Origin of the sequence: Solibacillus sp. FSL W7-1436 (assembly GCF_038007305.1) — a bacterium.
Lineage (GTDB): Bacteria > Bacillota > Bacilli > Bacillales_A > Planococcaceae > Solibacillus.
On record NZ_JBBOWV010000001.1, the window covers coordinates 2718269 to 2739923 of the forward strand.

Below are 21655 nucleotides of genomic sequence, written 5' to 3' on the forward strand. Positions count from 1 at the left end.
AGGTCCAATAAAAATAACTGTAAAAATATAGCCATATTTACATTCCCATGAGATAATAAAGTATCAATAATTTCTTATGGGGAGAGGCAAATGGAACTAAAAATTGGAACGCAACTAACGCTGGAGCCAACCTATACGGAAAAAATCGAAAAATTTAAATGTCGTGTTGTCGATCGACAGGACAATATGATTTTTATCGATTATCCAATTAATACGGCAACTAAAAAAATCGCTTTTTTAATAGATGGTGCACAATTCCGTGCAACCTTCATTAATGAAAAAAAAGAAAGCTACTGCTTTAATACAGAGGTTTTAGGACGTAAAGGCGGCAATGTTCAGACGATACTGCTTGCGTGTCCAGCTGCTGAAGAATTTATTAAAATTCAGCGCCGCGAATATGTTCGTGTAGAAACCCCTGTAGATATTGCTGTTGAACATGACGGACAGAAATTTCAGTTTGCGGCTGAAGACATTAGTGCCGGGGGAACATTGATTCATATTAAGTCACCGGTTAATTTTACTGAAGGCGATACAGTTAAGGCTTTTGTCGTCCTGCCGTTTGTAAACGGTGAAATTCGCTACGTCGAAACAGTTGCAAGAGTCGTAAACATGTTCGAACGTAATGAAATGAAGATGGCATCACTGAATTTCACGGATACGGATGATTATGATAAGCAGCAAATTGTCCGATTCTGCTTCGAACGACAAGTAATGATCCGCAAAAAAGAAATGAATGAATTATAAGCGCTTAAATAAAAAACGGATAATTTGTAAAATTGATTGGAATGCAGGGCGACTCCAGCGGGAAAAGCGTGACGCCTGAGACTACAGGCTCAGGCCACGCCCGCGGAAAGCGTCCCGGAATGGAAATCGATTTTCACGCACAGCAAAAAAATGCCATTTTTTCTCCGGGAAAAATGGCATTTTTGCATGAAGTAGCAGCCTGTTTTAAATAAGTGAAACGAATGTGATGAAAGGGCAGCTTTAAAAAAAAATATGGCGTAAAGAAGGTAAAATTTTTTTCGGTTATGATACAATAGCAAACGGAAAGTAGGGTGTTAATTATGATGAAAAAAATTCAAATTGCAATTGATGGTCCTGCAGGTGCAGGGAAAAGTACCATTGCAAAAATTGTAGCCGAAGCACTTCGATTTACATATATCGACACAGGTGCAATGTATCGGGCAGTGACGTATAAAGCGATGAAAGAAAACATACAATTACATGACGCAGAAGCGATTGAGAAAATGCTTCAGGAAACGGCGATTACATTAAAACCGTCGGAGCAGGGACAACTCGTTTTTGTAGATGGACAAGATGTGTCACAGGCGATTCGTTCAAATGAAGTTACGGCAAATGTTTCAGAAGTTGCGGCACATGCCAATATTCGTGAAATCCTCGTGGCGATGCAGCAAAAGCTGGCTGCGGAAGGCGGAGTTGTCATGGACGGGCGTGATATTGCAACACATGTATTAAAAGATGCAGAGCTTAAAATCTATATGTCTGCAACAGTAGAAGAACGTGCACATCGACGCTTCCTGGATAATGAACGCCGCGGCATTCCTTCAACAATCGAAACATTACAGAAGGAAATTGCGTTGCGGGACAAGCTTGATAGTGAACGTGAAGCTTCACCGCTCATCCAAGCAGAAGATGCTTTATTTTTGGATACGACGCATTTATCAATTGATGAAGCAGCGCAGGAAATTTTGAAATTAGCGCAGCAGAAAATGCAGTGACGCTATTAAAAAATGAAGCTAACGTACGAAATTTCTGAAAATAAAGGGTTATTTTTTGTCTTTGTAGAACTTATCGAATAAAATAAAAGTGGAATACGCGAAGGAGGGCTACATATGTCTGAGGAAATGAATTTAGGGTCAAACCAAAAATTTCAAGAAGGAGATATTGTGAAAGGTGTTGCTGAACAGGTTGAAGAAAAGTCAGTAACGGTTTCGATCGAGGGGGCACCTTTCGATGGAATTATACCTATTAGCGAACTTTCAAGCTTACACATTGAAAAAGCTTCTGATATAGTTTCAGTTGGCGATCAACTAGAGCTTATGATTACGAAAGTTGAAGAAGAGAATTTTGTATTATCAAAACGCAAAGTAGATGCACTGCACGCGTGGGATGAATTAAAAGCAAAATTCGAATCTGGTGAAGTATTCGAAGCAGAAGTGAAAGATGTTGTGAAAGGCGGACTTGTCGTCGATTTAGGTGTACGCGGTTTCGTTCCGGCTTCACTCGTTGAAGATTATTTTGTCGAAGATTTTGAGGATTACAAAGGCAAAACATTACGTTTAAAAATTACAGAGTTAGATAAAGAAAAAGGACGACTTATTTTATCTCATCGTGCAGTACTCGATGAGGAGAAAGCGTCGAAAAAGCAACAAGTGATTCAAAACATCCAGCAGGGAGATATGCTGGAAGGTACAGTTCAGCGTTTGGCGAAATTCGGTGCGTTCATTGATTTGGGCGGCATCGATGGATTAGTCCATATTTCACAAGTAGCGCATGAACATGTTGAAGATATTTCAACGGTATTACAGGAAGGACAATCCGTTACTGTAAAAGTGCTTTCAGTCGATATTCCGAATGAGCGTGTTTCATTATCCATCAAAGATACACTGCCTGGTCCGTGGACAGACATTGAAGAGAAAGCTTCTAAAGGCGCAATTCTAACAGGTACTGTAAAACGTCTTGTTACATTCGGTGCGTTTGTGGAAGTATTCCCTGGCGTTGAAGGTCTTGTCCATATTTCTCAAATTTCCCACAAGCATATTACGACACCGCATGAAGTCTTAAAGGACGGACAAGAGGTGGAAGTAAAAGTACTTGAGGTAAATGAAGGAGAAAAACGCCTTGCATTAAGCATTAAAGCATTGCAGGAAGATTCAGCGAACGACGAGGACTTCGATTACGAGCTGCCTGAAGAAAATAAAGGCTTCTCATTCAGCGATGTTATCGGCGATCAGCTAAAAGGATTCAAAAAATAATAGAATGAAAACCGCCCATATAAGGATCGCTTATATGGGCGGTTTTTTTGGGAGTAAATCGGACGGATTTAGTCAAATATGTTTGGGATTTAGTCAAAGTTAATTGGAATTTAGTCAATAATCAGGGGTTTTTAGTCAGCGCCGAGTTAAATTTAGCCAATCATGACATGAATTTTGCCAAACAGCGACTATTCACCAGCAAAAGCGGAAATCCTTACCGATAAATCGAAATCGATTTTGAATGTTGTGAAAAAATGATATAATAGTCAAATTCGTGTATAATACGGAAAGACAAGAGTTTGGAAGGATGAAGTACAGATGACAAAACCAGTAATCGCCATCGTAGGACGTCCGAACGTAGGTAAATCGACAATTTTTAACCGAATTGTTGGAGAACGTGTATCGATCGTGGAAGATATTCCAGGTGTAACACGGGACCGTATTTATAGTTCGGCTGATTGGCTAGCACATGAATTTAATATTATCGACACTGGTGGTATTGAAATTGGGGACGAGCCGTTTTTAGAACAGATCCGTCAGCAAGCGGAAATCGCTATTGATGAGGCGGACGTTATTATTTTCATGACTAATGGACGTGAAGGTGTTACAGCTGCAGATGAGCAAGTAGCAAGAATTTTATATAAAACTAAAAAACCGGTAGTTCTCGCAATTAATAAAATCGATAACCCGGATATGCGTCATATGATTTATGACTTCTATTCATTGGGCTTTGGTGAGCCTTGGCCGATTTCAGGTTCACACGGTTTAGGTTTAGGGGATTTATTGGATGAGTGTGCCAAACACTTCCCGAACCCGGATGAAGAACAATATGATGATGACACGATTAAATTCTCATTAATCGGACGCCCGAATGTCGGGAAATCATCGCTTGTGAATGCCTTTTTAGGTCAGGACCGAGTTATTGTAAGTGAAATCCAAGGAACAACTCGTGATGCAATCGACTCTCCGTACTCATATGATGGACAAGATTATGTCATCATCGATACAGCGGGTATGCGTAAAAAAGGGAAAGTATACGAATCAACAGAAAAGTATTCGGTACTCCGTGCACTGCGCGCGATTGAACGCTCAGACGTTGTTTTAGTCGTTCTGAATGCGGATGAAGGTATTCAGGAGCAGGATAAAAAAATCGCCGGCTATGCACATGAAGCCGGTAAAGCGATTATTATCGTTGTAAACAAATGGGATGCCATTGAAAAAGACGAAAAAACGATGAATCTCTTTACTGAGCAAATTCGTGAACACTTCCTGTTTTTAGATTATGCACCGATCGTTTTCGTTTCGGCAAAAACGAAACAGCGTGTCCACAATATTTTACCGATCATCAAGCGTGTTAGTGAAAACCATGCGATGCGTATCCAATCATCAATTTTAAATGAAGTGATTGAAGATTCGATCGCACGTAATCCGGCACCAACAGATAAAGGCCGTCGTTTACGTATTTACTATGCAACACAAGTGGCGATTAAACCGCCGACATTCGTTGTATTCGTAAATGAACCGGAAATGATGCACTTCTCATACGAGCGCTTTTTAGAAAACCGTATTCGGGAGACTTTCGACTTTGAAGGAACTCCAATACGTCTGATCACACGTGCTCGTGACTAAATCAATAAAAGGGCGCTAGTTTATGCAAATGAACTAGCGTTTTTGTTCATAATAGGGTTTGACTTGAAGGATAAATTCTCATCAGACTTTAAGTGGAATTGGGGGTTTTTTAATGGAAAATGTAGTAGTTTTAGGAGCAGGTTCCTGGGGAACGGCACTGGCCATTGTTTTAGCGGAAAACGGTCATAATACGCTAATTTGGTCACATCGCGAAGACCAGGCAACTGAAATTAATGAACAGCATACAAATAAAAAATATTTGCCGAATACGATTTTACCAACAAATTTAAAGGCGACTTCAAATCTGGAAGAGGCTGCAAAACACGGTTCTACTATTGTTATGGCAGTACCGACAAAAGGGATTCGGGAAGTTTGCGGCAAAATTTCGGATTATTTAACTGAGAAAGCATTATTTGTCCATGTTTCCAAAGGGATTGAACCGGATACATTGATGCGTATTTCCGAACTGATGAAGGAAAGCCTTGCTGACAATGCGGTAAGTGATATTGTTGTTTTATCTGGACCTTCCCACGCGGAGGAAGTCGTATTAAAACATCCGACAACCGTAACAGCTGCTTGCGAAAATTTAGATGCTGCGGAAAAAGTGCAGGATTTATTTATGAATCAGTATTTTCGTGTCTATACAAATGATGATGTAATTGGCGTTGAAATTGGCGGGGCACTAAAAAATGTCATCGCGCTGGCTGCAGGGCTGACGGATGGTCTTGACTTTGGCGATAATGCAAAGGCTGCTTTAATTACACGCGGTTTAGCTGAAATTACGCGTCTTGGTGTAAAAATGGGAGGCAATCCGTTTACTTTTGCAGGACTGACAGGTATGGGTGATCTGATCGTGACATGTACAAGTGTCCATTCCCGAAACTGGCGCGCAGGAAATATGCTCGGCAAAGGAATGAAGCTTGAACAAGTATTGGACGAGATGGGAATGGTAGTCGAAGGGGTACGTACAACTAAGGCTACATACCAGCTCTCAAAAAAATATGATGTTTCGATGCCGATTACTTCTGCATTGTATGAGGTGCTGTTTAATAATATGGAGCCGAGAGCATTGGTCGAATCATTAATGCTGCGAACGAAAAAGAGCGAAATTGATGAGATGAGCTGAAGTAGTACATTTAGCATGATTTCCAATTAATTTAATAATTTGTCACAAATAAGGAGGTATACTTGTATGCCTCCTGTTTTTTTTTACCTGAAAAGGCTATAATTATTAGCGGTATCATCAATAAATGGAAAGGCGGTTTTAAAAGTGCAACTTACTTTGCAGCTCATGAATCCACTATCAAATTTACTCTTAAATTCTGCACGTGGCCCATTAGCGAGCATGCATGCTTTGGATGTTATGTGGGTTTCTTTTTATTCGATTGGTTTACTGTTAGTATCAATTCTTATTATTACAGCAGTCCGCAAGTGGATACATAATATGGTTTTGTCATTTTTATTGAAATTTATAGCATATGTCATGTTTTTTATCGGCACTTTATTAATGGTTCTTGTCGTACTTACATGGCCGAACTAATATAGGGGGAAATACATAATATGAAATCATCTAAATGGTTTGTTCTTTTGTCGCTGGTCATTTTAGTGCTGACCGGCTGCGGCTCACCGACAAATTTTGACCAGTCCAGCTTAAGACCGGATGTCGATATGCTTGCCGGTGTACAGCGTGCAGTCGATGAATTTCGTGAAGATACAGGGGTCCTTCCGATTAAGACACGTGACCAGGATACAGATATCTTCATTAAATACTTAATCGATTTTGACAAGCTTGTCCCGAAATATATCGGCTCACCGCCGGCAAATTCCTATGAAAAGGGCGGCATTTTCCAATATATCATTTGGGATCCGGAAGAAAATCCAACTGTAAAGCTTGTCGATTTACGAACACCGGAACGTATTCGCGAAATTAACATCCGTTTCAAAGGAACAACATATCCGCAATTCAAAGATAAAGTGGTGGAGCACGTTTACACGGTGAATTTTGAAAATATCGGCTATAAGGAAGATATCACCGTACAAAGCCCTTATTCGAACAATCAGCTGCCGATTGTCGTATCAGCCGAAGGAGATTTGTATGTCGATTATTCAATCGATTTATATACGTACATGAAAGACAATAATATTACAGCCGAACCGGGTGAAGACATCCGAGAGATTCTAGTGGAAAACTTCCCGGTTGTTCCAGCTTACTCCCTGCCGTATACAGTAGATGAGAACAATGAGCCTGTCATTATGTATGATCCGACCAAAAAAGAAAATTAAACGTAAAAAGGTGTGTAAAAAGTTAAATCTTTCTGCACACCTTTTTCATATTTAAAAATGTCGGCACATATAGTGTTTTGATAATGAATACTTCTAATTGGAGAAGATTACGGTATATAAAGGAGGCAATACAATTAGCGAGCATATTTTTCAGCAATTGGCAGAACGTACGAATGGTGATCTTTATATCGGCGTTGTAGGACCTGTTAGGGTAGGGAAATCCACGTTTGTTAAGAAGGTAATGGAAGGCGTGATTTTACCTAATATCGAAAATGCCGAGGACCGCATGCGGGCGATGGATGAACTTCCACAAAGCTCACCTGGACCTGCAATTATGACGGCTGAACCAAAGTTTGTCCCAGCACAGGGAACTACGGTTGCCTTTGGGGAAAGTGCAATACCGTTTCGTGTCAGATTGGTAGATTGCGTAGGCTATGTGATTGATGGCGCAAAAGGCTATGAGGATGAGTCGGGACCGAAGTTTGTGCAGACACCTTGGCACAATGAAGCAATAGCGTTTCAGGAGGCTGCAAAAATTGGTACCGACAAAGTGATTCGGGACCATGCCAATATCGGAATTGTTGTCACAACAGACGGAACGGTAAATGGCATGTCACGAGCGGCAGTTGAAAAGGCGGAGCAGCAAATTATCGAGCAGCTTACAGAGATCGGAAAGCCTTTCGTCATTGTGCTCAATAGTACGACACCGCATTCAGCTGAAACACTGCATTTACAAAATACTCTTGCACAGAAATATGATGTTCCTGTTATTCCGACAGCCATTCAACATATGCAGTTGAATGACGTCATGCTCATTTTACAAGAAGCGTTATTTGAATTTAATGTAAATGAAATTCAAGTGGAAAAACCGGATTGGTTGGATGTTTTGGATGATACTCATCATTTAAATGAAACATTGGCATTTGCGACGGCGCAATTACAGGATGATGCAATGAAAATCCGTGATGTGGAAGCGGCAAGCCAGCTGCTTCGCGAAATCGATTTTGTAGAAAGTTGCACCGTTGAAAATATTGATGCTGGACAGGGGATTGCGACATTACGTGTCAACATTCACAACGATTACTATAAGGAAACGTGCACCGAGTTTCTTGAAAAACCAGTCGATACAAAGAAAGAGTGGCTCCTGTTTATTAAGGAAGCTTCAGAGGCAAAAGCGGCACAGCGAAGATTCCGCGATGCGATTGAACAGGCAAAGGAACACGGTTATGGTGTCACATTGCCTGCGATGGATGAGTTTGATCCGAGCGAGCCGGAGCTGATCGAGCAAAACAATTTCTATGGTGTGCGTATGAAGGCGAAAGCCCCTTCCTACCACATTATCCGAATTGATATGGAAGCGGAATTCTCGCCGTTGATCGGATCTGAATTCCACAGTCAGCACCTGCTGAAAGACTTGCAGCATGCGTATGAATTTGACCGACAGGCATTGTGGCAAACGCAATTGTTTGGCACACCGCTTCATGAAGTGCTTACGGAAAGTATCCGTTTCAAAATGAAAAGCGTTCCGACACATGCGAAAAACAGAATGCGCCTCATGCTGGAAAGATTAATAAACGAAGGCGAAAGAGGTTTAATTACATTTATTATCTGACATACTAACAGAATAGGAGTTACCTATGATTACAGGGCCGTTCACTTTTATAGGTGAATTGTCCTGTAATTTTAGTTTTTTTTCAAAAAATGACGAAATATATACAAAACATGGGGGAATTCAGTTGCGTCGCGGTTTTCTGTATGTTAATCTTTTTACAGGATTTAGATTCATGACCCTTTGAGAGGAGGTGAATGGTGTGAATAAAACAGAATTAGTAAACTCTGTTGCTGAAGCTGCAGGTCTTTCTAAAAAAGACGCTTCTAAAGCAGTTGAAGCTGTATTTGATACAATTCAAGATGCTCTTGCAAAGGGTGACAAAGTACAATTAATCGGTTTTGGTAACTTTGAAGTTCGTGAGCGTGCAGCACGTAAAGGTCGTAACCCACAAACGGGTAAGGAAATCGAAATTGCTGCTTCTAAAGTACCTGCTTTCAAGCCAGGTAAAGCACTTAAGGACGCTGTAAAATAATTCAGTTTCTCGAGGTACATAGAGCAGCTCTCAGTCTAACTGAGAGCTGCTCTTTTTTACGTCTAGGCTCAAGCTCCGGCTCCTCACATTATTGGGGTTATACCATAGGGAAGTGGCGATTTGCCCGCTCGGAACTGAACGGGCGCATTAGCGCTTTTGTTCATTTCGGTTGTTTTTACCCAACTATGCTGAAAATAGTATAACTGTTTTGAACTTATGAGCTTAATGTGCTACGATTCAAGAGTGCATTTAACCTTTTTCGCTAAGGTATTATCAATTAGCGTTAAATTTAATATAGAATAAAAAATTAATTAGATATAGATTTATACATAATAAACGTTTTGGTTTGTAGGAGGAATTTGTTTCATGTCAAATGTCGATTTAAAAAAGATAGAAGAAGCAGTAAAGATGATTTTGGAAGCAGTTGGGGAAGATGTGACGCGTGAAGGATTACTGGATACACCAAAACGTGTTTCAAAAATGTATGCGGAAATGTTCAGCGGCCTGCAGGAAGACCCGCGTGACTATTTCAGCACGGTATTCCATGAGGATCACGAAGAATTAGTATTAGTGAAAGATATTCCATTCTTTTCAATGTGTGAACATCACCTGGTTCCTTTTTACGGAACAGCCCATATCGCCTACATACCTAAAGACGGAAAAGTTGCCGGATTAAGCAAACTTGGGCGCTGCCTCGAATCAGTAGCACGCCGCCCTCAACTTCAGGAACGTATTACATCAACTGTAGCGGATACAATTATGGAAATGCTGAATCCAAAAGGGGTTTATGTTGTCGTGGAAGCGGAGCATATGTGTATGACGATGCGCGGATTAAAAAAACCGGGCTCTAAAACAGTTACAGCTGTTGCACGCGGCATTTATGAACAGGATGATGTAAAGCGCAATGAAGTGAATACATTCATCCAAATGAAATAATAATAACAAATATGGTATTATAGACAAAGAAATTAACACGTGGGGAGATTGTATAATGGGACAATCAGAGTATATTATTATCGAAGCAGAAGAAGATGGGGTACATGTTATTGGTTTGACACGCGGGACAGATACAAAGTTTCACCATTCAGAAAAACTGGATGCCGGTGAAGTTATGATCGCCCAGTTTACTGAACATACATCTGCCATGAAAATCCGCGGAAAAGCTAAAATTCACTCTGCACACGGTATAGTACAAAGTAAAAAGTAACATATTGTAATTCTCACATAAATATAAAATCGTAATTATGCTTTATAACATTGAAATGGAGTAATTTCTATGAATGCAACATCTATTACACAATCGGTTCAGACGCTAAAATCTAATATTCTTCAGCATGTTCATCATAGAGCATTACTTCAAAATGTTGGACAACCGTCTTTACAGGAAGAACAGCTGTTTTTTATTCAGCTCCCATTTTTAAATGGTGCTCTAATGACCGATGACCATCAAATAAGTGCGGTCACGGTCGGGATTGTACATGCTTCACTGACAGAGCACGAAAAAGTGAAGGAAGTGGAAGCGACGAGTAAAGAACAGCAGTTGCTTGTTCTTTCCGGTGATTACTATAGTGGCCGGTATTATCAGTTACTCGCACAAACGGGAAATATTTTTTTGATTCAAAAGTTATCGGAAGGAATCGTAAAGCGCTGTGAGCATCAAATCCGTGTTTACGAGGAACAAAAACGGTCACTTGAACAGTGGATTGAGAGTTTAATGACGATTGAAAGCGAACTGATTGCCCAATATTATGATGTATACGGTTTCACAGCCTATACAGAACTGATGCAGCAAACGCTAACATATATTCGTTTGAAAAAAGAGCTGGATTTCTTGAGAAAAGGGCAGCCTTGTTTTTTATATAAGGCATTTTCAGCGGATTTGACTATGATGGATTCTATTATTGAAGCCTTCCGGGATCATTTACATGACATGGAGCGACAATTGAAAGAAAACTTGACGAATATCGATTTAACAGATGAATTAAAACATTCCATTGAGCAATACATCACTTTTTAGTGATTTTAGAAAGGTCTTGAATAAAATGGCGAAATCGAAAGAAGAACATGTTCATGAAGTGTTTGAAAACATTTCAGAGAGCTACGATAAAATGAACTCGGTCATTAGTTTCCAAATGCATGTTGGATGGCGTGAAGATACGATGAAACGTATGGCAGTAAAAAAAGGTTCGAAATGCCTTGATGTATGTTGCGGTACAGCGGATTGGACAATCGCTTTATCGAAGGCGGTCGGTGAAGAAGGTGAAGTAAAAGGGCTTGACTTCAGTGAAAATATGCTGAAAGTCGGCATGCAGAAAACCGAGAATATCCCGAATATCGAACTGATTCACGGAAATGCAATGGAACTACCATTTGAAGATAATACATTTGATTATGTGACAATCGGTTTTGGCTTACGGAATGTACCGGATTATATGCAAGTATTGCGTGAAATGAATCGGGTCGTTAAACCTGGCGGAATGGTTGTATGTCTGGAAACTTCTCAATCAGAAATACCGGTATATCGCCAGCTTTTCCGTTTTTACTTTAATCATATTATGCCGCTGTTCGGAAAGATTTTTGCGAAAAGCTACAAAGAGTATTCTTGGCTGCAAAAGTCCGCGAATGATTTTCCGGGTATGAAAAAATTAGCGCAGATGTTCCGGGAAGCAGGATATGAGAATGTGACATACAAACCATATAGCGGTGGGGCAGCAGCTATGCACATGGGTTTTAAGAAGAAATAAAAGTGGGAGTAGGTTTTGACGCGTGGAAAAGATGAAAATCAAAATGCTATATGCCGATATTAAATCAGATATAGAAGTCATCGAAAACGAATTGGAACAAGCGTTGAATTCATCTTCACACTTATTGAATGATGCCTCAGTCCATTTACTGCAAGCTGGTGGAAAACGTATTCGACCAGTATTTACGTTACTAAGTGCCAAGTTTGGTGACTATAATATTGACCGAATGAAAAACATTGCCGTCCCTTTGGAATTGATTCATATGGGTTCACTGGTGCATGATGATGTAATTGACAATTCAGATATGCGCCGTGGCCGGGAGACGGTGAAAGCACAGTGGAACAACCGTGTGGCGATGTATACAGGTAATTTTATATTTGCACGTGCATTACAATATGTAACAAGCATTGAAAATCCAAGAGCCCATCAAATATTAGCTAAAACAATGGTCGAGCTCGTAAATGGTGAAGTCATTCAAATTGAGGATAAGTTTCGTTTAGATCAAAGTTTGAAAGATTACTTCCGACGTATTAAACGTAAAACAGCTTTACTGATTGAATCAAGTTGCGAACTTGGAGCAGTCGTTAGTGGTGCCGATGAAAAAACAGCTAGGCATTTAAAGCGCTACGGTTATTTTGTAGGAATGAGCTTTCAAATAGTAGATGATATATTAGATTTTACAGCGACAGACAAACAGCTCGGGAAACCGGCTGGCAGTGATTTAATGAACGGGAATGTCACATTGCCGATATTGTTGATGAAAGATGATCCGCAGCTTGCCCCTTATTTGAAGAAAGTGGCAGAATCAGGATTAACGGAAGAAGAACGCCAGAGTATGCTGGCACTAGTCCGGAATTCGGAAGCTATAAAAGAAGCAACCCATATTAGTAATTTGTATTTAAAAAAGGCGTTAAAAGAGGTCGAGGCATTGCCGAAACACCCAATGAAGAAAAAATTGCGTGATATTGCGCTGTTTATGGGTAAGAGAAAATCTTAAAAATTTGACAATATTCGAACCATCTTAAAATGAGGATGGCATATTTTAATGTCAAGGCAAGTTGATTGGAATGGAGGAAAGGCGAGTGTTCGTGCTGACGGTTTCACCTTTCGCACTGTTAAAACACTAGCTGACGGCTAGCGCCTTTCGCTACAAGATTTTCTCTGTGACGAAAGCGTAAGCGACAGTCACAAGCAAGCTTCCAGCGGGATTAGCACGACGCCTGAGACTAGGAACAAAAGCTAAGAACGCCACGTCCTGTGGCAACGCTTTTGTGACCAACGTCGTGTTGGCCTCGTGCGCACGGAAAGCGTCCGACCCGCAATGGAAATCAACTCTATGTTATGAGACGAGCCAATTTATGGGCAAATCTAATATTTGTTGCAGTATGAGTAGGATTTTGGTAATATTTATCGGTAGGTGTAAAACCTTTTACTCAAATTTAAGGAGTGTTTATAATGGCAATCGAAAAAACATTTTTAATGGTTAAACCAGACGGCGTAGAACGTCAAGTAATCGGAGATATCGTTGATCGTTTTGAACGTCGCGGTTTCGTAATGCGCGGAGCAAAATTAATGGTACCAACTCGTGATTTAGCTGAAAAACACTATGCAGAGCACGCTGAGCGTCCTTTCTTCGGTGAATTAGTAGACTTCATCACTTCAGGCCCAGTATTCGGTATGGTTTGGGAAGGCGAAAACGTTATCCAATTATCTCGTATCATGATGGGTGCTACAAAGCCAGAAGAATCAGCTCCTGGTACAATCCGCGGTGACTACGCTGTAACTTTATCACACAACGTAATCCACGGTTCTGACTCTTTAGCTTCTGCTGAGCGTGAAATCGGTTTATGGTTCCCAGAAGGAATCGCTGAATAATTGAATTTACAGGAAAGCTATCACTTTTTAAGTGGTAGCTTTTTTTATATGGAACAGGAAAAACAGAGCCTATTAATGGTATAATAAATCCGAATAATGAAACTATTTCCGGAATACATACGTATAAAAAGTAACCGATTTAAATTAGTAGAAAGGGTGACATCCATGTTCTGGGCAATGATTACAATAATCGCTGTAGTAGGGATTTTAACAGATACGTACACGAAAAATAAAAATATCGAACTAAAGCGTCTTGATAAAGAAATTAAGCTGGAAAAACTAAGACTTGAAACTTATGATAAAGAAACAGCGAAGATGCAGCTTGAATTGGAACAGACAAAGCAATTACTGCTTGAAACACAACTAACAGACCGATCTGACAAAGTAAAATAATAATTAGAGGAGCGTAATGAAGCGTATGGAAGATATTATTATTTTGTGTATTATTTTTGGCTCGGGTGCTACGATTGCGTTAACCGCTATATTGACAGCGCATAAACGATCGAGTATGAAGCTGCAAATCAGAATGTTGGAAAAAGAGGCCGAACTTGAACAGATACGTCTGCAAAGCTACCATTCCGAAACGGAAAAAATGAAGCTTGAACTGGAGCAATCGAAACAACTTTTGCTGGAAAGACACAATGATTAACATTTATGGACAAAAGGTGTTTCGGGTTCTGAAATTTTCAGCTATAATAGGCATACGTTAGATGAGGGGAAAGATGAGTAATGTCAGATTATGTACAATTTATTGATGGCATTAAGCGCAAAACGGGCATTGACCTAGCTCTATATAAAGAAGCGCAAATGAAACGCCGGTTAACATCATTATATGAAAAAAAGGGATATCGGAACTTTGTGGATTTTTATAGTGCATTGGAGAAAGACCGCGAGCTGATGAATGAGTTTCTGGATCGGATGACGATAAATGTGTCGGAATTTTACCGGAACGGAAAACGCTGGGAAGTACTGCAAAATAAAATTTTCCCTTTACTGCTTCAATCTAACAGACGCCCGAAAATATGGAGTGCGGCTTGTTCAACTGGAGAAGAGCCATACAGTTTAGCAATGGTGTTGTCCCATCACTTACCTTTATCTCAAGTAAATATACTGGCAACCGATTTGGACGAAAATGTTATCCAAAAGGCGAAGCTGGGCCTTTACCCGGAACGTTCTCTTGCAGAAGTACCAAAACCGGTTCAGTCGAAATACTTCGTTCAAGAAGGCCAATTTTACAAAGTAAAAGATGAGATTAAGCGCACAGTTAATTTTAAAAAACATAATTTACTTAGGGATCCTTATGAATCGAATTTTGATCTGATTGTTTGCCGGAATGTCATGATCTATTTTACCGAAGAAGCGAAAGATCAGATTTATGCAAACTTCAGTAAAGCATTGCGTCCAGGCGGCATTTTGTTTGTAGGATCAACTGAGCAGATATTTAATCCTGCAAAATATGATTTTGAAGTCGAAGATACATTTTTTTACCGTAAAAAATAATAGTACAATAATAGATGCTCTGTAGAACGTAGAAGCTTTAGTTGAGATATACTTTAAAAAGCTATATATGAATGCGCTTTTCGGATAATAGAGCGAAAAGCGTATTTTTGTTTCTTTTTGCTGATAAATGTGTCGTTTTCTAGTTGGAACGTTCAGAATATTCTAAAATAGCTTATCAGAAGGCGGAAACAGTACTGTTATTTAATTTGAAATATGTTATAGTGAAAAATACATACTTTAGCGAGTTGAAGGGAGAAAGTGTTTAATGCGTTATTTAACAGCAGGTGAGTCACACGGACCACAATTAACTACAATTATAGAGGGGTTGCCTTCTTTACTTCCAGTAACAGCAGAAAAAATAAATTACGATTTAAAACGTCGTCAAGGTGGTCACGGCCGTGGACGTCGCATGCAGATTGAGACAGATACAGTGGAAATTGTATCAGGAGTTCGTCACGGAAAAACATTAGGCTCACCAGTAGCATTAGTCGTTACAAATGATGACTGGAAGCATTGGACAAAAATTATGGGCGCGGCAGAGTTGCCGGAAGATATCGATCCATCTGAAATTAAACGACAAATCTCACGTCCGCGTCCAGGACATGCGGACTTAGTCGGAGGGATGAAATACGGTCACCGTGATCTGCGTAACGTACTGGAGCGTTCTAGTGCACGTGAAACGACAGTACGAGTGGCAGTTGGATCTGTTGCAAAAGCATTGCTGAACGAGCTTGGGATATCCATTGTATCTCACGTTACTGAAATTGTAGGGATTAAAGCAGACAGCAGTTTGTTGGAAGGAAAAACAGCAGATGAAATCCGTACTATCATTGAAAACGATCCATGTTACTGTATCGATCCAGAAGCTTCAGCAAAAATGGTGACAGCCATTGATGAAGCAAAGCAAGCCGGAGACTCAATCGGCGGTGTCGTAGAGGTCATCGTGGAAGGTTTGCCTGCGGGGATCGGATCATATGTGCATTACGACCGTAAACTGGATGCGAAACTGGCATCGGCAATGTTGAGCATCAATGCATTTAAAGGCGTTGAGTTCGGAATCGGTTTTGAAATGGCACGCAAAAAAGGTTCGGAAGTACATGATGAAATTTTATGGGATGATGAAAAGGGCTATACGCGCGCAACTAATCGTCTAGGCGGTTTGGAAGGCGGTATGACAACAGGAATGCCGATTGTCGTTCGCGGTGTGATGAAGCCGATCCCTACATTATATAAGCCACTGCAAAGTGTTGATATTGAAACAAAAGAACCGTTTAAAGCAAGTGTGGAGCGTTCTGACAGCTGTGCAGTACCTGCAGCATCCATCGTTGCCGAACATGTAATCGCCTGGGAAATCGCAAACGCAATTGTTGAGCAGTTCCATAGTGATCAATTACCACAATTAAAGGCGCAGTTAGATGAAATGCGTCAGTATACGAAGGAGTATTAATATGGAGATTCCGGTTCGAACTCCTTCACACTCGTACGCTGTAACGATTGGGAAAGGTATATTACGTGATGCATTGACAGCACAGCATGACTTGTTTACAAAAGCGGATAAAATCATCGTATTGACAGATGAAAATGTTTGGACAGCACAGCAAAGCTATTTTGAAGCGAACTTCCCGTATACATTCGAAGTACATGTCATGCCTGCAGGGGAAAAGTGTAAAAGCTTTGAAAACTATAACGCCGTGCAAACTTATTTACTTCAGCAAAAGTGTACAAGAAAATCGCTCATTATCGCATTTGGCGGTGGAGCAGTCGGTGATTTGGCCGGTTTTGTTGCGGCAACTTATATGCGCGGCATTCCGTTCATCCAGGTACCGACAACAATTTTGGCGCATGATTCAGCTGTTGGCGGAAAGACGGCCATCAATCATGAACTAGGAAAAAATATGATCGGTGCTTTTTATCAGCCTGAAGCTGTCATTTTCGATACAGAATTTTTACATAGTCTTTCCGAAAAAGAAGTGCGCTCAGGAATGGCAGAAGTGATTAAGCATGCGTTGATTTCCGATGCGCAATGGGTGGAAGAGCTGATCGAAGGAGATCATGTAACGGAACTTCCGGAAGATCTGCTGGCGAATTATTTGGCGCATGGCATTCAAGTGAAGGCAACGATTGTCGAACAGGATGAAACAGAACAGTCCGTCAGAAAGTACCTTAACTTAGGCCATACATACGGGCATGCGATTGAAGCAGCAGCAGGATATGGACGTGTGGCACATGGTGAAGCTGTGATGATTGGCCTTATTTATTCACTTTTATTAAGTGAAACATACGGTAAAGTCAATCACCAATTTACGAAGCGCTTTTTACATTTTGCAATGGAAAACGGCTATCCGTTTGAAGCTGTTCATGACTTTACATTCGATCAACTGACTGAATATTTACTAAAAGATAAAAAAGCGGACTATGGACAATTGCAGTTCGTGCTGCTTGAAACGATCGGACAACCATTTGTCCAAAAAGTTGAACTTGAACAATGCCGAGAAATTGATCGTCAACTAAGAGCATTATTAGCGGAGGTGTAACAATGATTCGTGGAATTCGCGGCGCAATTACGATTGTTGAAGATAAAGCGGAGTATGTATGGGGAGAAACGGCAAGACTAGTGAAAGAAGTTGCGAAACAAAATAGTATTGAACCGGAAGATATTGCCTCTGTGACAATTTCTGCAACTCCGGATATTCATTCCGCCTTTCCTGCAAAGTCGGTACGTACGATGCCGGGGTGGCAGTTTGTACCGATTATGTGCATGCATGAAATGGATGTGCCTGGTGCATTGCCATTATGTATCCGCGTATTATTACACGTCAATACGGATACGCCACAGCACAAAATCCAACATGTTTATTTAGAAGACGCGGTAAAATTAAGACCAGACTTAGTGAAATAATTGCGAGTAAGAGGAGACGTTAAGGATGAAGTGGAAACAACAGTTATTTGGAATGAAAGCTTACCAACCGGGGAAACCAATTGAAGAAGTTAAGAAGCTTTTCGGATTAGATGAAGTCGTGAAGCTCGCATCGAATGAAAATCCCTTCGGCAGCTCACCAAAAGTGAAACAATTTTTACAAAAAGATGAATCCAATCATGCAATATATCCGGACGGTTATGCTCAAAGCTTACGTACATCGTTGGCAAATTTCTATGGCGTTGCCGAAAATGAAATCATTTTAGGGAATGGATCGGATGATTTAATCGCAATCATTACCCGTGCATTATTATATCCAGGTGTGAACACAGTCATGGCAGATTTGTCATTTTCTCAATACTGGCATAATGCAGAGATTGAAGGAGCAGAAGTCCGTAAAGTGCCATTGAAAAATGGTGTCCATGATTTGGAAGCAATGCTGGATGCAATTGATGAAAATACATCGGTTGTCTGGGTGTGCAATCCGAACAATCCGACAGGTACTATCGTATCGGATGAGACATTGAGTGCTTTCTTGGCTAAAGTGCCTAAGGATGTTTTCGTTGTATTGGACGAAGCATATGTGGAATACATTAACGATGCCTCTTATAAAGATACATTGCATTATTTCCGTGACTACCCGAACTTAATTTTATTGCGTACATTCTCAAAAGCGTATGGACTGGCTTCTTTCCGTGTCGGCTACGGAATTGCCCAAGCAGACGTTATTGCAAAGCTTGATCCGGTGCGTGCACCATTCAACAATACGATTTTAAGCCAACAAGTTGCGCAGGTTGCACTACAGGACCAGGAATACATTGCCAGCTGCCGTAAAGCGAACGAAATCGGCAAAAAGCAGTTTGTAGAATTTTGCGAGCAGCACGGTTTAAATTATTTCCCTTCTCAAACGAACTTTGTCATGTTTGAAGTGAAAGCGCCAAGTAATGTTGTGTTTGAAGAAATGATGAAGCGCGGATTTATTATCCGAAGCGGGGCAGCACTAGGATTGGAAGGCTATATTCGTGTGACGATCGGTACTGAAGCTCAAAATGCGAGATTTTTACAACTTCTTGAAGAGGTCTTAAATGAACAAGGAGTTCTTGCATGACACGAAATGTCTTCGTAATCGGACTAGGGTTAATTGGTGGATCTGTAGCGATGGCTTTGCAGAAGGCACCACATACAAAAGTGTTCGGCTATGATGCTCATGAACAAACGCGACAATTAGCGGACACACTGCAAGTCGTTCATGAAGTAGTAAAAAATCCTGCTGGGTTTGCAAAAGAGGCGGACGTAATTATTTTTGGTACACCGGTAAATGTCACACTCGACTTTATGGAACAGCTTAAGTCTTGGGAATTAAAACGCAATGTCATTATTACAGATACAGGCAGTACAAAAGCGAAAATAATGGAAAAAGCATTGGAGCTGCGACAACTGGGTATTACATTTATAGGCGGGCACCCAATGGCGGGTTCCCATAAGAGCGGGATTACCGCAGCAAAGCCGTATTTACTTGAAAATGCCTACTATATGCTGACACCCCATGAAGGGGAGGAACTTGAAAAGCTTGCCGCACTGGACGATCTGCTGAAATTTACACTAGGGAAAATGGTCGTTGTCGATGCAAAGGTACACGATCATATGACAGCTGTTGTCAGCCATTTCCCTCACATTATCGCGGCGTCTTTAGTACATCAGCTAAATAGTGAAAAACAGACATATCCAATGACCTCTTCGTTAGCTGCCGGCGGTTTCCGTGATATTACACGGATTGCTTCATCAAACCCTGCTTTATGGCGTGATATTACAATGCAAAACAAACAGGAATTAGTCGGACAGCTTGATAATTGGCTTACAGAAATGCAGCGTGTCCGTGATCTATTGGCTGAAGGCGATGCGAAGGCCATCGAGAACTACTTCAGTGAAGCGCGTGATGTCCGGGACAGTTTGCCGGTTGCAAACGGTGCCTTGTACATGCCGTATGATCTTTATGTCGATATCCCGGATTATCCAGGGGTCATTTCAGAAGTAACAGGCTTATTGGCAGAAAATAATATAAGTATTACAAATATACGTATCGTTGAAACACGTGTCGATGTATTCGGTATCCTGGTCATCAGTTTCCAGACAAACGAAGACCGTGAACGTGCCGCACAATGCATTGCACACAAGGCAAAGTTCGATACTTATATTTCATAAAGGGCAATGGGATTTTCTTAAAGGGGGTTCATATATGAGTACAACATTGCAATACAGTCAACCATCATTACAGGGAGATATTACGGTGCCGGGTGACAAATCGGTATCGCATCGCTCGGTGATGTTCGGTTCCATTGCAAAAGGAAAAACGACTGTCAGTGGCTTCTTGTTGGGAGAAGACTGTCTGCGTACAATTGACTGCTTCCAAAAGCTAGGGGTAGACATTGAAGTCAACGGGACAGACGTAACGATCAACAGCCCGGGAATCGACGGTTGGAAAGAACCGGAAGAAGTGCTTTACACAGGAAATTCAGGCACAACTACGCGTTTAATGCTAGGACTGCTATCCGGCACGAAATTACATACAATCATGACAGGTGATGCATCAATTGGTAAGCGTCCGATGCGTCGTGTTGCAGATCCATTACGTTTAATGGGTGCGCAAATTGCCGGACGAGACAATGGACAATATACGCCACTTGCGATTCAGGGCGGGCCGTTAAAAGCGATTGACTACAAAATGCCTGTTGCAAGTGCCCAGGTGAAATCAGCTATTCTACTTGCCGGTATTCGTGCGGAAGGTACAACGGTTGTACGTGAGGAAGAAATTTCGCGTGATCATACAGAACGTATGCTGCGCCAGTTCGGGGCAACAGTAACGGTTGAAGATGGTGTTGTATCACTGCAAGGCGGTCAAACGCTGACGGGAACCCATGTAAATGTACCAGGTGATATTTCATCGGCAGCATTTTTCCTTGTTGCTGGTGCTATTGCGAAAAACAGCAAAATTGTTCTGAATAACGTGGGAATTAATGAGACACGTGACGGCATTCTGGAAGTGCTTCAAAATATGGGGGCGAAAATGTCCATTTCAGTCAATGACGAGAATGCGGCAGAACCAACTGCTGCAATTACGATTGAAACTTCCGACCTAAACGGAACGACAGTGGAGGGCGCTATTATTCCTCGCCTAATCGATGAAATTCCGATTATTGCGCTGCTTGCGACACAGGCAGCTGGTAAAACAGTCATTAAAGATGCGGAAGAACTTAAAGTGAAAGAAACAAACCGTATCGATGCGGTTGTCAATGAGTTAAAGAAGCTGGGCGCAAATATTGAGGCGACAGATGACGGCATGGTGATCGAAGGCCCGACACCTTTACATGGTGGAAGCTTGAAAACATATGGTGACCACCGTATTGGAATGATGGCTGCGATCGCTGCTCTTGTTGCGGATGGGGAAGTGGAATTGGATGATGCGGATTGCATCGCTGTTTCCTACCCGACTTTTTTTGAACATGTGAATAGTATTATAAAATAATGATTTACGGAGATGTAAAAAGAAATTACTTTTTACATCTCTTTTTTGCTTTGCCCAAAGAATTTTATAAAACATCCGAATTCTTTTTCTTGTGATGCATTGCT

24 protein-coding genes are annotated in these 21655 nt (G+C 41.0%); all 24 read left to right on the plus strand.

Features of this window, described 5'->3' with window-relative positions; genetic code table 11:
* The first annotated feature begins 90 nt into the window (after positions 1-90).
* The 24 genes from MKX73_RS13345 (at position 91) to aroA (ending at position 21551) form a co-directional block, all read left to right on the plus strand.
* A complete protein-coding gene (locus tag MKX73_RS13345; RefSeq protein ID WP_340717858.1) occupies positions 91-744 on the plus strand; it encodes a flagellar brake protein in 654 nt (217 codons plus the stop codon).
* Positions 745-1064: 320 nt separating this feature from the next.
* On the plus strand, positions 1065-1739 hold the full coding sequence (cmk, locus tag MKX73_RS13350) for a (d)CMP kinase (RefSeq protein ID WP_340717859.1): 675 nt from the start codon (positions 1065-1067) through the stop codon (positions 1737-1739).
* Positions 1740-1853: 114 nt separating this feature from the next.
* Positions 1854-2996, plus strand: a complete 1143-nt coding sequence (rpsA, locus tag MKX73_RS13355; RefSeq protein WP_340717860.1) for a 30S ribosomal protein S1 — start codon at positions 1854-1856, stop codon at positions 2994-2996.
* A gap of 318 nt (positions 2997-3314) precedes the next feature.
* Positions 3315-4625 carry a ribosome biogenesis GTPase Der gene (gene der / locus MKX73_RS13360; RefSeq protein ID WP_340717861.1) on the plus strand — a complete coding sequence of 437 codons (1311 nt, stop codon included), beginning with the start codon at positions 3315-3317 and terminating at the stop codon, positions 4623-4625.
* A 112-nt stretch (positions 4626-4737) separates the two neighbouring features.
* Positions 4738-5751: an NAD(P)H-dependent glycerol-3-phosphate dehydrogenase gene (locus MKX73_RS13365; RefSeq protein ID WP_340717862.1), complete on the plus strand. Its 1014-nt coding sequence runs from the start codon at positions 4738-4740 to the stop codon at positions 5749-5751.
* 144 nt (positions 5752-5895) lie between these two features.
* Positions 5896-6165, plus strand: a complete 270-nt coding sequence (locus tag MKX73_RS13370; RefSeq protein ID WP_340717863.1) for a DUF2768 domain-containing protein — start codon at positions 5896-5898, stop codon at positions 6163-6165.
* Between the two features lie 20 nt (positions 6166-6185).
* Positions 6186-6908 carry a hypothetical protein gene (locus MKX73_RS13375; RefSeq protein ID WP_340717864.1) on the plus strand — a complete coding sequence of 241 codons (723 nt, stop codon included), beginning with the start codon at positions 6186-6188 and terminating at the stop codon, positions 6906-6908.
* Positions 6909-7005: 97 nt separating this feature from the next.
* A complete protein-coding gene (gene spoIVA / locus MKX73_RS13380; RefSeq protein ID WP_340717865.1) occupies positions 7006-8520 on the plus strand; it encodes a stage IV sporulation protein A in 1515 nt (504 codons plus the stop codon).
* A gap of 199 nt (positions 8521-8719) precedes the next feature.
* Complete coding sequence (locus MKX73_RS13385; RefSeq protein ID WP_004232618.1) at positions 8720-8992, plus strand: HU family DNA-binding protein; 273 nt, start codon at positions 8720-8722, stop codon at positions 8990-8992.
* Positions 8993-9358: 366 nt separating this feature from the next.
* A complete protein-coding gene (gene folE / locus MKX73_RS13390; RefSeq protein ID WP_340717866.1) occupies positions 9359-9928 on the plus strand; it encodes a GTP cyclohydrolase I FolE in 570 nt (189 codons plus the stop codon).
* A gap of 55 nt (positions 9929-9983) precedes the next feature.
* Entirely contained in the window at positions 9984-10199 is a 216-nt protein-coding gene (gene mtrB, locus MKX73_RS13395; RefSeq protein WP_340717867.1) for a trp RNA-binding attenuation protein MtrB, read from the plus strand.
* Positions 10200-10268: 69 nt separating this feature from the next.
* A complete protein-coding gene (locus MKX73_RS13400) occupies positions 10269-11009 on the plus strand; it encodes a heptaprenyl diphosphate synthase component 1 (RefSeq protein WP_340717868.1) in 741 nt (246 codons plus the stop codon).
* Positions 11010-11034: 25 nt separating this feature from the next.
* Positions 11035-11736 (plus strand): demethylmenaquinone methyltransferase, encoded by a 702-nt coding sequence (locus MKX73_RS13405; RefSeq protein WP_340717869.1) that lies wholly within the window; start codon positions 11035-11037, stop codon positions 11734-11736.
* A gap of 22 nt (positions 11737-11758) precedes the next feature.
* Positions 11759-12733: a heptaprenyl diphosphate synthase component II gene (gene hepT, locus MKX73_RS13410; RefSeq protein WP_340717870.1), complete on the plus strand. Its 975-nt coding sequence runs from the start codon at positions 11759-11761 to the stop codon at positions 12731-12733.
* A 458-nt stretch (positions 12734-13191) separates the two neighbouring features.
* A complete protein-coding gene (ndk, locus tag MKX73_RS13415; protein WP_008404915.1) occupies positions 13192-13611 on the plus strand; it encodes a nucleoside-diphosphate kinase in 420 nt (139 codons plus the stop codon).
* Between the two features lie 165 nt (positions 13612-13776).
* Positions 13777-14004 carry a hypothetical protein gene (locus MKX73_RS13420; RefSeq protein WP_340717871.1) on the plus strand — a complete coding sequence of 76 codons (228 nt, stop codon included), beginning with the start codon at positions 13777-13779 and terminating at the stop codon, positions 14002-14004.
* Positions 14005-14020: 16 nt separating this feature from the next.
* Positions 14021-14260, plus strand: coding sequence for a hypothetical protein (locus MKX73_RS13425; RefSeq protein WP_340717872.1), 240 nt, complete (start codon positions 14021-14023; stop codon positions 14258-14260).
* A gap of 80 nt (positions 14261-14340) precedes the next feature.
* A complete protein-coding gene (locus tag MKX73_RS13430; protein WP_340717873.1) occupies positions 14341-15111 on the plus strand; it encodes a CheR family methyltransferase in 771 nt (256 codons plus the stop codon).
* A gap of 265 nt (positions 15112-15376) precedes the next feature.
* Positions 15377-16558, plus strand: coding sequence for a chorismate synthase (gene aroC, locus MKX73_RS13435; protein WP_340717874.1), 1182 nt, complete (start codon positions 15377-15379; stop codon positions 16556-16558).
* A 1-nt stretch (position 16559) separates the two neighbouring features.
* Positions 16560-17645 carry a 3-dehydroquinate synthase gene (gene aroB / locus MKX73_RS13440; protein WP_340717875.1) on the plus strand — a complete coding sequence of 362 codons (1086 nt, stop codon included), beginning with the start codon at positions 16560-16562 and terminating at the stop codon, positions 17643-17645.
* A 2-nt stretch (positions 17646-17647) separates the two neighbouring features.
* On the plus strand, positions 17648-18010 hold the full coding sequence (gene aroH / locus MKX73_RS13445) for a chorismate mutase (protein ID WP_340717876.1): 363 nt from the start codon (positions 17648-17650) through the stop codon (positions 18008-18010).
* A gap of 25 nt (positions 18011-18035) precedes the next feature.
* Positions 18036-19136 carry a histidinol-phosphate transaminase gene (gene hisC, locus MKX73_RS13450; protein ID WP_340717877.1) on the plus strand — a complete coding sequence of 367 codons (1101 nt, stop codon included), beginning with the start codon at positions 18036-18038 and terminating at the stop codon, positions 19134-19136.
* Positions 19133-20230 (plus strand): prephenate dehydrogenase, encoded by a 1098-nt coding sequence (locus tag MKX73_RS13455; RefSeq protein WP_340717878.1) that lies wholly within the window; start codon positions 19133-19135, stop codon positions 20228-20230. Before hisC ends, MKX73_RS13455 begins: the two co-directional genes overlap by 4 nt.
* A gap of 34 nt (positions 20231-20264) precedes the next feature.
* Positions 20265-21551, plus strand: coding sequence for a 3-phosphoshikimate 1-carboxyvinyltransferase (gene aroA, locus MKX73_RS13460; RefSeq protein ID WP_340717879.1), 1287 nt, complete (start codon positions 20265-20267; stop codon positions 21549-21551).
* Positions 21552-21655: the final 104 nt, after the last annotated feature.